Source organism: Streptococcus sanguinis (assembly GCF_050220005.1).
Classification (GTDB): Bacteria; Bacillota; Bacilli; order Lactobacillales; family Streptococcaceae; genus Streptococcus; species Streptococcus sanguinis_Z.
This window is the reverse complement of record NZ_CP071413.1, coordinates 85,941-100,151: the sequence shown is the minus strand read 5'-3', so window position 1 is coordinate 100,151 and position 14,211 is coordinate 85,941. Positions and strand designations below refer to the sequence as shown.

General features: G+C 47.7%; 12 protein-coding genes. 2 read left to right on the top strand and 10 right to left on the bottom strand.

Features of this window, described 5'->3' with window-relative positions:
• The first annotated feature begins 206 nt into the window (after window positions 1-206).
• Complete coding sequence (locus J1C86_RS00565) at window positions 207-1,190, top strand: LacI family DNA-binding transcriptional regulator (protein WP_002922705.1); 984 nt, start codon at window positions 207-209, stop codon at window positions 1,188-1,190.
• 117 nt (window positions 1,191-1,307) lie between these two features.
• On the top strand, window positions 1,308-3,383 hold the full coding sequence (gene pulA, locus J1C86_RS00560) for a type I pullulanase (RefSeq protein ID WP_125409077.1): 2,076 nt from the start codon (window positions 1,308-1,310) through the stop codon (window positions 3,381-3,383).
• A gap of 43 nt (window positions 3,384-3,426) precedes the next feature.
• On the opposite strand, the gene thrC is transcribed toward pulA, so the two are convergent.
• From thrC to J1C86_RS00510, 10 genes are all read right to left on the bottom strand, one after another.
• The gene (gene thrC, locus J1C86_RS00555) at window positions 3,427-4,911 is read right to left on the bottom strand and encodes a threonine synthase (protein WP_125409079.1); all 1,485 of its coding nucleotides are present in this window, start codon (window positions 4,909-4,911) and stop codon (window positions 3,427-3,429) included.
• A gap of 112 nt (window positions 4,912-5,023) precedes the next feature.
• The gene (locus J1C86_RS00550) at window positions 5,024-6,124 is read right to left on the bottom strand and encodes a LysM peptidoglycan-binding domain-containing protein (protein WP_125409081.1); all 1,101 of its coding nucleotides are present in this window, start codon (window positions 6,122-6,124) and stop codon (window positions 5,024-5,026) included.
• A 217-nt stretch (window positions 6,125-6,341) separates the two neighbouring features.
• Window positions 6,342-7,295: a hypothetical protein gene (locus J1C86_RS00545; protein ID WP_260468044.1), complete on the bottom strand. Its 954-nt coding sequence runs from the start codon at window positions 7,293-7,295 to the stop codon at window positions 6,342-6,344.
• Window positions 7,296-7,612: 317 nt separating this feature from the next.
• On the bottom strand, window positions 7,613-8,236 hold the full coding sequence (locus J1C86_RS00540) for a V-type ATP synthase subunit D (protein ID WP_125409085.1): 624 nt from the start codon (window positions 8,234-8,236) through the stop codon (window positions 7,613-7,615).
• On the bottom strand, window positions 8,233-9,627 hold the full coding sequence (locus J1C86_RS00535) for a V-type ATP synthase subunit B (protein ID WP_125409087.1): 1,395 nt from the start codon (window positions 9,625-9,627) through the stop codon (window positions 8,233-8,235). The genes J1C86_RS00540 and J1C86_RS00535 overlap by 4 nt, the downstream gene beginning before the upstream one ends.
• Entirely contained in the window at window positions 9,614-11,404 is a 1,791-nt protein-coding gene (locus tag J1C86_RS00530) for a V-type ATP synthase subunit A (protein WP_125409089.1), read from the bottom strand. Before J1C86_RS00530 ends, J1C86_RS00535 begins: the two co-directional genes overlap by 14 nt.
• Window positions 11,405-11,578: 174 nt before the next feature.
• A complete protein-coding gene (locus J1C86_RS00525; protein ID WP_125409091.1) occupies window positions 11,579-12,274 on the bottom strand; it encodes a GNAT family N-acetyltransferase in 696 nt (231 codons plus the stop codon).
• A 7-nt stretch (window positions 12,275-12,281) separates the two neighbouring features.
• Window positions 12,282-12,602: a V-type ATP synthase subunit F gene (locus J1C86_RS00520; protein ID WP_002898763.1), complete on the bottom strand. Its 321-nt coding sequence runs from the start codon at window positions 12,600-12,602 to the stop codon at window positions 12,282-12,284.
• A complete protein-coding gene (locus J1C86_RS00515; RefSeq protein WP_125409093.1) occupies window positions 12,589-13,602 on the bottom strand; it encodes a V-type ATPase subunit in 1,014 nt (337 codons plus the stop codon). Before J1C86_RS00515 ends, J1C86_RS00520 begins: the two co-directional genes overlap by 14 nt.
• Before the next feature lie 10 nt (window positions 13,603-13,612).
• The gene (locus J1C86_RS00510) at window positions 13,613-14,203 is read right to left on the bottom strand and encodes a hypothetical protein (RefSeq protein ID WP_125409094.1); all 591 of its coding nucleotides are present in this window, start codon (window positions 14,201-14,203) and stop codon (window positions 13,613-13,615) included.
• Between the last annotated feature and the right edge of the window lie 8 nt (window positions 14,204-14,211).

Below are 14,211 nucleotides of genomic sequence, written 5' to 3'. Positions count from 1 at the left end.
CAAACAGAAAACGTTTGCGTTTGTGGAGAATCCGCCTCATACTTGCTTTTTTGACCACAATAGTCAGGCAAAACCACTGTCGCTGCTAGCTATTTTTGGCACAGGTTTGCATGACTCTTAGAAAGCAAGTGCTTCTACTAGTAGATTTAAAATAGTTCATGTTATCGTAAGGATTTCCAGCAAATGCAGGCCTTTAGGAGGTTTTTATGCGAGTTACTATCAAAGAAGTCGCAAAACTAGCAGGCGTGTCGCCCTCTACCGTGACCCGCGTCGTACAAAACAAATCAACCATCAGTGAAGAAACCAAAAAACGGGTCCGTGCTGCTATGAAGGAGCTGGACTATCATCCCAACCTCAATGCCAGAAGTCTGGTCAGCCAATCCAGCCAGGTCATCGGCTTGGTCCTGCCGGACGACTCAGATGTCTTCTATCAAAACCCTTTCTTCCCAACTGTATTGCGGGGGATTTCTCAGATTGCTTCTGATTATGACTATGCCATCCAGATCAGCACAGGGCAAGATGAAGAGCACCGCTTAGAAAATATGAAGCAGATGATCTTAGGCAAGAGAGTAGATGGACTGATTTTCCTTTACTCCAAGCAGGACGATCCTTTGGTCGACTTTGCAGTTAGGAACAACTTCCCTTTCCTTATCCTAGGGAAAGCTGTCTCTCCTTTCATCTCTCTGGTGGACAATGACAATATCAAGGCCGGCTATGACGCGACCAGATATTTCCTTGACAAGGGCTATCAGAAAATTGCCTTTCTAGCCGGGAATAAGGAGCTGGTCGTTTCTCAGGATCGTTACACAGGCTACAAGCAAGCTCTGAATGAAGCAGAACGGCCTTTGGATGAACGCATTATCAAATTTGCCTTCGGTTTCCTTCTGGAAGACAACAGTTACAAGATTATGGAGGAGCTGCCGCTGGACGAGATTGAAGCCATCGTGACCTCTGATACCTTGGTAGCAGAAGGAGCCCTGCACTATCTCAAAGATCAGGACTACCAGATTCCCATTATCACCTTTGATTCTCTCAAACCGCGCATTGATGTGGATGCTTATATCGATATCAATGCCCTTGAGCTTGGGAAAGAGTCTTTCCGGACCCTCTTCCAAATCATCAAGGACAATAAAGAAGACAAGCAGATCTGCTATCGCCAGCTGATTCCGCATAGCATCAGCACTCGCTAATCCGAGTGCTTTTGCTCATTTATCAACGATTCACTGAACGGCCTTGTCCCAACCCAGGGCAGAGCCTGAACTAAAAGCAATTACCCGAAGAGAAACCGACAAAGAAAGAGGAAAAACATGGCCTTTCGTATTTTTCAAGCCTATTTAGATGACGAAAACATCATCACCATCGAACTGGAAAAGAGCTTTGATGCCTACTCCATCCACTTTACACTGGAAGACAAGCACAGCTCCAGCCCCTTAACCATCAAAAACATCAACAATCAGGAAGATCGGATTATCTACACCGTGTCAGCTAATGAGCCCATTGACCTGACACAGTCCTACAAGGTCTATGATCAAGACCGCAACCATACCGACTTGCAGTACCGCCATATCGTGAAAAAGCCTGTTTTCGATGATATTTTTGACTATGCAGGCGACGATTTGGGAGCTCAATACAGTCCCCAAGCCACCGATTTCAAACTCTGGGCACCTATTTCCGAAAAAGTCCTCCTGCATCTGAAAGACCAAGTTCACCATCTCAAACGTCTGGATAAGGGAGTCTGGCATACCCGGATTGAGGGAGATTTAGAGGGAGCCTCCTATTCTTATCTCCATAAGATCAATGGCAAGTGGGTGGAAGTCCACGATCCCTACGCCCTATCCTCAGATGTCAATTCGGGCAACAGCTATGTCATCGATCTAGACAAGATTAAAAAGCCTATCAAACGAGCAAAAACACAGCTGAATCCGACAGAAGCCGTCATTTATGAAATGAGCGTCCGCGATTTCTCTATGCAGAAAGAAGCTGGTTTCTCCTATCCTGGGAAGTTTGCCTCACTGAGCGAATCTCCAGTTGTTCACGGTCAGAAGTTTGGTCTGGACTATCTGAAAGAGCTAGGTATCAGCCATGTGCAGCTTCTGCCTGTCTACGACTTTGGCAGCGTTGATGAAAAGCATCCAGAGCTCGTCTACAACTGGGGCTACGATCCTGTCCAGTACAATGTCCCAGACGGCAGTTTTGCCAGCGATCCGCGAGACCCTTATGCCCGCATCAGAGAGTTGCAGGCGGCCATTTCTGCCTACCACAATGCTGATATCAGCGTCATCATGGATGTGGTCTACAATCATGTCTATGATGCCAACAGCTATGCTTTTGAAAAAATCGTGCCCGGCTATTTTTTCCGGCTCAATGATATGGGCTACCGGACCAACGGGACCTTCTGTGGCAATGATGTAGCCAGTGAGAAAGCCATGGTTCGCCGCTATATCAAGCAGTCGGTCAAGCAATGGGTCAGCATCTATGGCTTTGACGGTTTCCGCTTTGATCTGATGGGGATTTTAGATATCCAAACCATGCAGCAGATAGCTGACGAACTCAAGACGCTCTATCCTAACATCTACCTCTACGGCGAAGGCTGGCAGATGGATACTGGGCTGGCAAGTGAGCGATTGGCCCATCAGTACAATGCTGCCCAGCTTCCGGATTATGGATTTTTCAGCGATCATTTCCGCGACAGTCTCAAGCAGACCATCGCCCAAGGCCGGCAAATCGAGAGCAAGACTCCTGCCAGTCAGCTTGAGAATGTCCTGACAGCCAATGTTGGTCTAAAAGGCGAGGCCCACTTCACTGCGCCCCAGCAAGCTATTAATTATGTGGAGTGCCATGATAATGCAACGGTTTTTGATTACTTTGATATCGTCAACCCTGCTATCACCCTGCGGGATCGGCTGGCCAATTCGCGGCTGGCTCTCCATCTCGTCCTCCTAGCTCAAGGTGTTCCCTTTATCCACAGCGGTCAGGAATTTTTCCGGACAAAAAATCTGATTGATAACACCTACAATATGCCTGACGAAATCAATAAACTAGACTGGCTGCGCTCCCTGCATTACACAGAGGACATTGCTTTTCTTAAAAAGCTGATTGCCTTTCGCAGAGCACATCCGCTGCTGCATCTAAAAACCAGCGCCGCTATCAAGCAAGCCTGTCAGGTCAACTGGCTGACAGACAGTTTATTGGAGTACAAAATTCAAGACAGGAAAGAGAGCATGACCATTGTCATCAACTTTGGCAACCAAGAGGCTGACTACGAAAATAAAAACAAGCAAAGATTGCATCTCCAGTATCCAGCCATTGATGTCCAAAAACCAATTGCACCGCTAGCTGACAATTACAGCCTAGCTGGCAAGCAGTTGATTGTGTTGAAATAGATTATAAAACATCAGCCAATGAATAAGCTGATGTTTTTGTTTTTTATAATCCCAAATAATCTTCGACTGCTGCCTGCATTTGGTCTGCAGCGACCGTCGTTTTGTGGCGCACTGGGGCTGTTTCTAAACCATCCACAGCTGGTGGAAGGGCTACGCCAGAAAGTTCGTGCAGTTGAGCCAAAGCCTCGAAGTCACTGAGTCCTATTTGACCAGTCACAGCCTCAACAGCCACGACTGGGAATTTATAAGGACTAGCGGTAGACGCGATAACAGTCTTGCGCTGATCCCCTGTCTCTGCCAAGTACTTTTGATAGACAGCGGACGCAACGGCTGTGTGAGGGTCTTCGATGTAGTCAGATGCTTGATAGACCCGCTTGATTTCAGCTGCTGTTTCTTGCTCTGTCGCATAGTCAGCCGCAAAGAGTTCTAAAATCTCAGCATCAAAGTCCGTCAGTTCATACTGTCCATGCTCATTCAGAGCCGCCATTAGGGCAGCTGTTTTCTCAGCGCTGTTACCAGACAGATGGAAAATCAGACGCTCCAAGTTAGAGGAAACCAGAATATCCATGGACGGACTAGACGTCACCTTGAAGCTCCGCTTCTTATCATAAACTTGAGTCTTGAAGAAGTCAGTCAGGACATTGTTTTCATTAGATGCACAGATCAGCTTGCCAACTGGAAGACCGATTTGCTTGGCATAGTAGGCCGCCAGGATATTACCAAAGTTCCCAGTCGGAACGGTAAAGTTGACCTTGTCTCCTGCTGTGATTTCTCCCGTCTTCACCAGTTGAGCATAAGCATAGACATAGTAAACAATCTGCGGCACCAAACGGCCGATATTCATAGAATTAGCTGATGAAAACTGCAGCTTATGCTCCAAGAGACGAGCTCGTAGGTCTGTGTCATTGAACATGTGCTTAACATTAGTCTGGGCATCGTCAAAGTTACCGTCAATGGCAACCACATGCGTATTGGCACCTGTCTGCGTCGTCATTTGCAGTTCTTGGACCTTGCTGACACCGTCTTTGGGATAAAAGACGATAATCTCAGTCCCAGGAACATCCGCAAAGCCTGCCATAGCCGCCTTGCCTGTGTCGCCAGAAGTCGCCGTCAAAATGACAATTTTGTTTTCCAAGCCGTGCTTTTTGGCTGCCGTTGTCATCAGATGAGGCAGGATAGACAAAGCCATGTCCTTGAAGGCAATGGTCGCTCCGTGGAAAAGCTCTAGATTGTACTGACCATCCAGCTTGACCAAGGGAGCAATGGCTGCATCATCAAACTTGCTGTCATAGGCATGGTTGATACAGTGGTCCAGCTCCGCTTCAGAAAAATCATCCAAGAAAGCAGACAAAACCAGCTTGGCTACTTCCTGATAAGAAGCATCTTTGAGCTTGGCAAAGTCCAAATCGACCTGCGGATAGGTAATGGGCGTAAAGAGCCCACCATCTGTCGCCAAGCCTTGCAGAATCGCCTGACTAGCTGTTACTCTATTCTTTTCGTCGCGTGTTGATTGATAAACTAAGGTCATTCTCACTCATCCTTTATCTGTAGTTCGCTTTATTATACCAAAATTTATCAGAAAATTCTCGCTTTTTCACAGAGAATATCAGAAAAAGCCCATTTCTGGGCTTGTTTTCATCTTATTCATTCATAGATACGTGAACGTGGTCATAGTGGTTTTCAGTTACGCTACCACGGTCTGGCATTTGGTTCCAAGTATTAGCTGGTCCATAAATGCTTTCAAATGGTGCATAGAACTGTTGCTGCCAGATAACGTAAGAGATTCCTCTTTCAGTCATGTTAGAAGTAACATCGGCTGCGACTTGGTTTCCTAATTCAGTATTCTCACCAACGATAAAGTCAGCTGCCAAGCCCTTACCATGATCTCCGCTATCTCCTGGACGGTAGAGACTAAATTCTGTAATGCCATATTTAGCTGCTATCTCTTCTTTCAGAGCAGCAGTCTGTGGCTGAAGACCTTCATTAGCAGGATTGTTAGTTGTCACGCTAGCAGCATCTGTTACAGCTGGAGCGTTGTAAGTTGTAGGTTCAACTGCAGCAGTTGCTTGACTGACTTGGTCTTGGCCTAATTCAGCTGCTGCTGGGGCTGCCTCTTCAGCTGGGGCTTCTGGACTTGCAGCAACTACTGGCTGTGGCGCTGCTTCTACTGGAGCTGCTGCATTTTCTTCCGCAGCTGGGGCTGCTTCACTTGCAACTTCTGCTACTGGTGCAGGCGCTTCTTCAGCAGGCGCTGGTGCTTGGTCTGCTGAAGCTGCAACAGCTTCCTCAACAGCTGGAGCTGGAGTTTCTGCTGGTTGAGCCGGTGCCGCTGGAGCGGCTTGTTCAGTACCAAAAATCTCGCTAGCTGTATAATCTTCCGTTACCAATCCTGCATTATTGCCTGCTTGATAGCTTTGGATTTCTACAGAGGTAATTTCATTATGTCCATTTGTTGTAATAGTCAAAACAGTACCTGGGAAAATCAAGTCTGCATTGGCAATTTGGTTGATTTTAGCCAATTCAACAAGATCAATGTTCATCGCTTGAGCAATATTTCCCAAAGTGTCTCCATATTGAACAGTGTATGTTTGTTGGTTTTCATTGCTCGTAATATCTGCTTTAATTTGCTCAACTGTTCTGGCAGTCCAGTTTTGTGGCTGCTCCTCAGCTTTTGTTGTAAACAAAGGCAATGCTGACAAAGCAACAGTTGAAGCCAAAAGTAATTTCTTATTCATTTTCATATGCAAAATGCACCTTCCTAATCATTCATGATACGAAAACCATCTTACCATAAATTTTCTAAGAAAAAAGCCTTTTTCGACCTATTTAACAGAACTGTCTGCCCCCTGTAATATGGAGATTTGTTTGTAACATATAAAAATTGGTAATAAGCAAAAGAACCCCATTTAGAGAGGTTCTGTATTGATATTTCTTTTGTATTTCTGGAACTTGACTAAGTTACTCCTTTTTCTCTTGTTGCTCTTTCCAGTTGAGGTAGTCCTGATAGCTTTGTATAGGATAGTCTGTTAAGGGCTGCGCATTGCTTGCATAGGGTCTGTCAACTGGATAGACTGTTAAATCACTTTCCCCCTCTGGCGCCAGCCAATGAAGCATATGGTTAAACCAGTCCTTTGACGTTACAACACCCTGACGACCATACACTGTACCTCCTCTGTCTAAGATCTCTTTAACCTGAGGATTCTCGCTTGTTAAATTGATTCTACTGCCTTTTTTAGGGGCATCCTTTTCCAAGTGATCTAACAGGAGGTAGCCATTTTCTCGAGCAATGTTACGCAACGTTGTCGCATTAACATCACTTGATAAAGTGGGATTGGAAGGATCAGCCCAGTGATGTTTTGGATTAATCTTTTTATAGTCTTCTGGGATGTCACTGATTTCATGCGTCTCTAAATTCAGAAATACTTTCTTATCCTTGTCTGAATCCTTTGCCCCTTTAGGCCTGATAATCAAAACTAGATAATCCGTTCCTTGGTAATGGGTAATATAGTCAGAATTAACTGGAAAATAAGATGGATTATATGACCGAACAGCCTGATAAAGATCCACCTTTTGGGAAGGATACCCTTCCTGATCTAAGTCAAAAATGACCAAGTTAAAATACTCGCCTTTTCGTTGAGGATGGCTTGGCACATACTCGCCATCTACTTTGTGAAGAAGGTGACCTTCTTGGCTGACCGTATATCGCTTCCCTGGCCCCCAGCCTCCTGCCATCGCTACAAATTGTTTGTTTTCTCCGAATGCTATGATATCACTTGCTGTAATTGATTTGAAAGTATTATATGTTTCTTTCTTATTCGAAGTTCGTCCATTTAAGTAGAAAAAACTAAACAAGCCCAAAGCTAACACAAGGAGAAGCCCAGCGCCCCATATCAATGTTTTCTTATTCTTCATCGCTTCCCTCATCATTCTACCAGTCTATAGTCCTGTCGGCCATCGGTATATTTATTGAAGCTAACAGCGTTCGTCTTGTCCCATTATACCATACAAGAGATAGAGTGATAAAGAGAGTGTAAAAAAAGAACTAGAGTCAGATTCATCGAATCCATCATCCAGTTCCTATTTTTTTATTCAGTTTTCTTTATTTTTTTGTATTTTGCTAAACTGAACCCGACCTAAGCTCTTGGCAAAAAAGACAAAATCTCCTAGAGGCTAACGCCTCTTCGTCTATTTTTCTATTTTTGCTGTGAGCTCTTAACGGTCTTGGTATCTTATTTCACCTTCATCATTCGGACGAGGCTGGCCCGTTCGGCTTCTTCCAGCTTCATCTCGATGTAGTAGATAGTTTCTTTGAGGTCAGGGATGGTAGCATACTCTAGTCCGTTGACCCGACGGCGAGTTTTCTCGATTTCATCCGCCATGAGCTGGCAGCTTTTTTCAATCTCAGCCAGTCGCAGCAGGTCGGGAAGCAGATCGCTCATACTTTCAATGGTTTCATCCATTTGACTGTTAGAAGCCACATAGCTATAAACCACGTCTCCCTCGTCATCACCGTAGGGATTGTCAATATGGGCGTGCATCTTGGGCACGCGCACACTCATGATATTCTCTGTTTCCACATGCAAATTGACTTCCCGCATGGGCACAGCGAAAATCTCCTTGACCATGAGATCGCTCTCCAGCGCCTTGGCCATGACAAAATCCTGCAGATGACCGACCAGAGCGGATTCGACCTTTTGGCGGAGCTGATTATTCTCACGGACAGACTCAATGAAGCGCCGCATCAGCTCATCCCGCTTGTCCTTGAGCAGTTTATGCCCACGGACAGCCGTTTTGAGACGGGCTTTTAAGTTATTCAGCTCCATCCGAGTCGGCTTGACATTGAGTCGCGTCATCCTTCTTCCTCCTTGGTCTGCGGCAGGTATTGGTCAATCATATCGTCCTTGATCCGCTTGAGCTCCGTTCTTGGCAAGATGGAAAGGAGTTCCCAGCCCAGATCCAAGCTTTCCTCGATGGTTCGGTTGGTCTGGAAACCTTGATTGATGTATTCCTGCTCGAAGCGGTCAGTAAAGCGCACATAGAGCTTATCCGTTTCGGACAGGGCGGATTCCCCCAGAACGACAGCCAGCTCCTTGGCCTGCTTGCCTTGCGCATAGGCAGCAAATAGCTGATTCATAGTTGCAGCATGGTCTCCCCTAGTCTTGCCCTCACCTGAGCCCTTGTCCTTGAGACGAGACAGAGAAGGCAGGACATTAATCGGCGGACGATAGCCGCTGTTGTAGAGATCGCGTGAAAGGATAATCTGCCCCTCCGTAATATAACCCGTCAAGTCTGGAATCGGATGGGTGATATCATCCTCTGGCATGGACAGGATCGGAATCTGCGTTACCGAGCCCTTCTTGCCAACCAGACGTCCAGCCCGCTCATAGAGAGTGGACAGGTTAGTATAGAGGTAACCCGGATACCCACGACGGCCCGGCACCTCACGACGAGCTGCGGAAACTTCACGCAGGGCTTCACAATAGTTAGTCATGTCGGTCATGATGACCAGAACGTGCATGTCCTTTTCATAAGCCAGGTACTCGGCTGCTGTCAGGGCAATCCGCGGCGTTGCAATCCGCTCGATAGCCGGATCATTAGCCAGATTGATAAAGAGCACCGAGCGGTCAATGGCTCCTGTCTCCCGGAGGTCATTCATGAAGAACTCGGCTTCTTCAAAGGTAATCCCCATGGCCGCAAAGACCACGGCGAAGTTTTCATCAGAGTTAAGCACGGTGGCCTGACGGGCGATTTGAGCAGCTAATTCCTTGTGGGGTAGACCAGAGCCAGAGAATACTGGCAGTTTTTGCCCCCGAACCAAGGTATTGAGGTGGTCGATGGCCGAAATTCCAGTCTGAATAAACTCATCCGGATAGTCGCGAGCCACTGGATTAATGGCTTGACCGTCAATATCCAGGTATTTTTCTGGCAGGATAGCTGGACCGCCATCAATCGGCTTGCCCATTCCATTGAAAATCCGTCCCACCATGTCTTCTGACACTGGCAGCTCTAGCGGACGGCCGGTAAAGCGAACCTTGGCTTTTTCCAGATTGATCCCACTGGAGCCTTCAAAAAGCTGGACCATAGCCTTGTCTTCTTGGACTTCCAGAACCTGGCCCTGACGCTTGCTTCCGTCATGAAGCTGGATTTCTACCAATTCATTGAAATGCACGCCAGCGACTTGGTCGACAATCATCAGAGGGCCGACAACTTCACTGACGGTGCGGTATTCTTTAATGACGCTCATTGTCTAGTCCTCCTTGGGCAAGAATCTGGTGCAGGGTTTCCTCGATAGTCTGACTGAGAGCCTGAATTTTTTCAAACTGATCTTCATGGATAAACTTGCTGCGGGCAATTCGGTCACGCAGCTCCACCGTTCCTTCCATGATTTCCCGGAAATAAGCCCCCAGCTCCAAGGCACGATTGGCCTCTGCATCGAAGGTCAGGATATTGCTCAATAAAGCCACCTGCTTTTTGAAAGAAGTATAGGTGTCCACATCATCAAAGGCATTCTGCTGCAGGTAGTCCTCACGAATCATCTTGGCTGCATTCATGGTCAGTCTGTCCTTCTCAGACAAGGAATCCAGGCCCACCAAACGCACGATTTCCTGCAGTTCGCTCTCCTTTTGCAGGATATTCATGGCCTTGGTCACCTTTTCTGCCCAAGCAATCTTCTCATGCTGGTCGATATAGGCTCCCACTTCGTCTAGGTAGAGCGAGTAAGAGCTCAGCCAGTTGATAGCTGGGAAATGCCGGCGTTGAGCCAGCTGGGCATCCAAGCCCCAGAAGACCTTGACAATCCGCAGGGTATTTTGCGTTACCGGCTCAGAAATATCTCCACCCGGAGGTGATACGGCCCCGATAGCAGTAATAGAGCCTTCACGCGCAGTCGAACCGAGCGTCTTGACCCGGCCTGCCCGCTCATAATACTCCGCAATCCGGCTGCCAAGATAGGCTGGATAGCCTTCGTCCCCCGGCATTTCTTCCAGACGACCGGACATTTCCCGCAGGGCTTCTGCCCAACGCGAAGTAGAATCTGCCATGATAGCCACTGAATAGCCCATGTCACGGAAGTATTCTGCAATTGTAATCCCTGTATAAATAGACGCCTCGCGAGCCGCTACCGGCATATTGGAGGTGTTGGCAATCAGCACCGTCCGCTGCATGATGGACTGGCCAGTTGCTGGGTCAATCAGTTCTGGAAATTCATTGAGTACGTCGGTCATCTCATTACCACGCTCACCACAGCCGACATAGATAACGATGTCAACATTGGCAAACTTGGCCACCTGGTGCTGAACCACAGTCTTACCAGCCCCGAAAGGTCCTGGTACGGCTGCTGCTCCGCCCTTGGTCACTGGGAAGAAGGTATCAATGACCCGCTGACCTGTCACCAAAGGCTCAACCGGAATCAGCTTCTGAGCAAAAGGACGCCCACGACGGACTGGCCATTTTTGCATGAGAGTCCCTTTAAAAGTAGACCCGTCCGCCTGCTCAATCTCGTAAACAGTCTCTTCAACAGTGAAACTGCCAGCTGAGATATGGGTCAAACGTCCACTGACTCCGACTGGCACCATGATGCGGTGCTCCACCAGATTGGTCTCCTGCACTGTTCCCAGAATATCGCCAGCCTCAACCGCATCTCCGACAGACAGACTTGGAACAAAATCCCACTTAGTCTCTCGGTCTAGATTTGGCAGTTGGACACCGCGGACGAGGAAGTCACTCGCCGTGATGGTCTGGAAACGCTCCAAAGGCCGCTGAATCCCGTCAAACATCTGAGAAATCAGACCTGGTCCCAGCTCAACGGACAGAGGACTTCCAGTCGTGATGACCGGCTCTCCCGGACCCAAGCCAGAAGTTTCTTCATAAACCTGAATAGAGGCTTGGTCCCGCCGCATTTCGATAATTTCACCGATTAGCCCCAAATCGCCAACCCGGCAGATATCCTGAATATTCGCTTCCTGCATCCCTGATGCCAGCACCAGTGGACCAGAAACTTTGATAATCTTTCCTTGACTCACAATCTTCCTCCATTCTTGGGAGATTTTTGTTACTTCTCAATGAAAATCAAAACTCAAACTAAGTTAGATACGGACCTAGTTTGAATTTCATTTCCAAAGAGTGTTTTTTGATTCTTGCCGCGAGTTTGAAATCCTTCTTAGCTAACTCTAGGGCAAGGATTGTTTCTTTTTATTTTAAAAATCAGATAAGGCTTTTATTTGCTGGCCCTTTTCGTCGAAATTGTCAGGATTTAGCCATTTTTCTAGACGACTCTTGACGGCCGGCCAATCCTTGTCAATCATAGACAGCCAGTCCGTGTCTCGGTTGCGCCCCTTATAGACTACCGCCTGACGAAACCTACCTTCATAGGTGAAACCAAGCCGCTCTGCTGCCCTCCTTGACGGCTGATTGAGGGCATCGCATTTCCATTCATAGCGGCGATAATCCAGCTCTTCAAAGACATAGCGTGCCAGTAAGTACTGAGCTTCAGTAGCCAGTCTGGTGCGCTTCAGCTTGGGCGAATAGGTCACCGCTCCCACTTCGATAACGCGGTTATTTCGGTCAATCCTCATCAAGGCAAAAGTTCCTAAAGTCTTACCGCTCTCCTTGTCCACAATCGCATAGTGAAAACGGTCTTGTGCCGCCAGCATCTGATCTAGCTTCTGGGACCATTCTGCCTGATTTTGGGCAGGATTTTGAAAGAGATAGGTCCACATATCCGCAGGAGAATCCGGGCCATACACTTCATACAAATCCGCCCCATGCTTGTCCTTAGACAAACGCTCGATAATAACATACTGGCCTTCGATTCGCTCCAGCTTAGGCAAGTCCCCCGGCTGAAAATCCGGCAGAGCATCCCCAATGGGCTGACCTAGTTGATTGATTCGCATAAAAACCTCACAATATATCCTGTCCGACAGCCTTTTCGACATTTTCATGAATCCGCGACAGAGCCAGTCCCGTGCTCCCCTTATGGGTAGGAATGAGCACAAGAGCAGGAATCTCCAGCTGGTCATAGTAGGCCAGGGTTTCTGGAATATCCGCTGCCATATCCTCCGTCAGATAGATAATGCCGAAATCTTCACGAGCGAGCCGACGCAAAGTATTAATCGTCTCCTGAGCTTCCTTCACTGGAAAGGTCTGAAAACCAATCAGCTTAAAAGGGAGAATGGTATCACGATTCCCCACGACCGCAATCTTGTAGCTAGTCTTGTCCATAAATCGGTCGCATCCTTTCTCTGATAAGCTCTACGGGCAGCTGATTGTCCATTCCGGTCAAAATCAACCGCAGATTCTTGACTTCCAGCTCCTTACCTAGCAAATAGCGGGCGAGAGGGAGCGGGCCATCTGTCTCAAACTGACCAGCCGCCAGCAACTTAGCCTGCAAGAGGTCCGCTAGATATTCTAACTCTACTGTCGTCAAAGTCTGGTTCCGCATTTTTTCCTCATAGGAGCACAGATCCAGATCGTAACCACAGGGATTGACCTGGCTAAACCAAGTCAAGAAATCTCCCTGCTCTGCCATGGCAATCCAGTTGGCGGCAGAAAGGCTTCCTTCATCAGACAGGAGCTGCCTCATAAAGCTGCGCGGTTTTCCCAAGTCAACAGCCCGCTTGACGGTGATGGCATTGTAAAAATCAATAGTCAGATTCACCAGCTGCAGCAGGCTCTCATCTTCCAACTCCTGTGTCAGGCGCTTGAGATGCTGGAAATAAGCCATATCCATGCCAATCTCCAGCACGCGCACATCCTGATAATCCTGATATTCCTGCCAGGTCGCAAGCACCTCGTCCAGCATGAAATCTGGACAATACTCAGCTGAAAAGGCCATGACTAGGTGCTCTAAAACCTCCAGCGAATAGGTCCCCACCGGCATCAGCAAATGCTCCAAGGACTGACCTGTCGCCCGGCCCTTGAGAAAAACCTTGAGATTATGGTAAGTGTAGCGGAGTGTGAAAATCTCCACCAGCTCCTTACTTGGACTAATATCAAGCGCCCAATTATAAACGGAATACAAATGCTTCATCAGCACTTGCTCAATGGCATTGAGATCCTTAATCGCTTCAGCATCCATGGCATAGACCGTTCCCTGCAGCAGAGCCGAACGGCTGGCAGGATCGTCAGCCTGCAGCAACTGTTCATATTGCTGGGGCGTCAAAAAGGAAGCCTCCTGCACACTAATGGCTGTATTGACTTGAGAGAAGCTTGTTTCACTCATGGCCCGCCTCCTATTCTGCCTGGTCTTTGAAAATATCCTGAGCCAGACGGTAGCTTTCCTCCTGCCAGACAGAGTCCAGCAAGTCACGATAGAGATAACTGTCATCCACCCGTCCCTGGCTTAGTACAAAACCTGCCTGACCGGCTATAAACTGGTCTGAAAAGTGTACTTGCGGAAAGGCCTTTTTCAAGCCTTCTAACTGGCTGGAGCTGAATTTCTCAGCTGATAGAGCACCGAAAGTCAGTGTCAACTTTTCCTCTGGGTATTTAGCCAGGACACTCTTTAGAAAATGTTCCTCTTCAGCTGGTGACCAAGCTGCCATCTGAGCATAGGCTTCCTCAAAAAGCTCTCTGAGAACCCGCTGTTTGATGACCAAGGTAGATTGACGTTTTTGATTTTCTAACTGCTGAATATCGCGCTGACTGCGACGGCTGATTTCTTTGAGCTGCTGCTCCCGCTGAGTCAGCTTCTGCCGCATTAGCAGCGCTTCACGCTCCTTGGCTTCCTGCTCTATTTTCTCAGTAGCCTCGGCCAAAAGCAAACGCCCCTTCTCGTGAGCCTGCTCCAAGACAGAAGCTTTGAGATCTGATATATCAGACATAAAAGCCT

Excerpts from the sequence above, each read along its gene's own strand:
- J1C86_RS00565 (WP_002922705.1), top strand. The coding sequence starts at position 207 with ATGCGAGTTACTATCAAAGAAGTCGCAAAACTAGCAGGCGTGTCGCCC.
- pulA (WP_125409077.1), top strand. The coding sequence starts at position 1,308 with ATGGCCTTTCGTATTTTTCAAGCCTATTTAGATGACGAAAACATCATC.
- thrC (WP_125409079.1), bottom strand. The coding sequence starts at position 4,911 with ATGACCTTAGTTTATCAATCAACACGCGACGAAAAGAATAGAGTAACA.
- J1C86_RS00550 (WP_125409081.1), bottom strand. The coding sequence starts at position 6,124 with ATGAAAATGAATAAGAAATTACTTTTGGCTTCAACTGTTGCTTTGTCA.
- J1C86_RS00545 (WP_260468044.1), bottom strand. The coding sequence starts at position 7,295 with ATGAAGAATAAGAAAACATTGATATGGGGCGCTGGGCTTCTCCTTGTG.
- J1C86_RS00540 (WP_125409085.1), bottom strand. The coding sequence starts at position 8,236 with ATGACGCGACTCAATGTCAAGCCGACTCGGATGGAGCTGAATAACTTA.
- J1C86_RS00535 (WP_125409087.1), bottom strand. The coding sequence starts at position 9,627 with ATGAGCGTCATTAAAGAATACCGCACCGTCAGTGAAGTTGTCGGCCCT.
- J1C86_RS00525 (WP_125409091.1), bottom strand. The coding sequence starts at position 12,274 with ATGCGAATCAATCAACTAGGTCAGCCCATTGGGGATGCTCTGCCGGAT.
- J1C86_RS00520 (WP_002898763.1), bottom strand. The coding sequence starts at position 12,602 with ATGGACAAGACTAGCTACAAGATTGCGGTCGTGGGGAATCGTGATACC.
- J1C86_RS00515 (WP_125409093.1), bottom strand. The coding sequence starts at position 13,602 with ATGAGTGAAACAAGCTTCTCTCAAGTCAATACAGCCATTAGTGTGCAG.
- J1C86_RS00510 (WP_125409094.1), bottom strand. The coding sequence starts at position 14,203 with ATGTCTGATATATCAGATCTCAAAGCTTCTGTCTTGGAGCAGGCTCAC.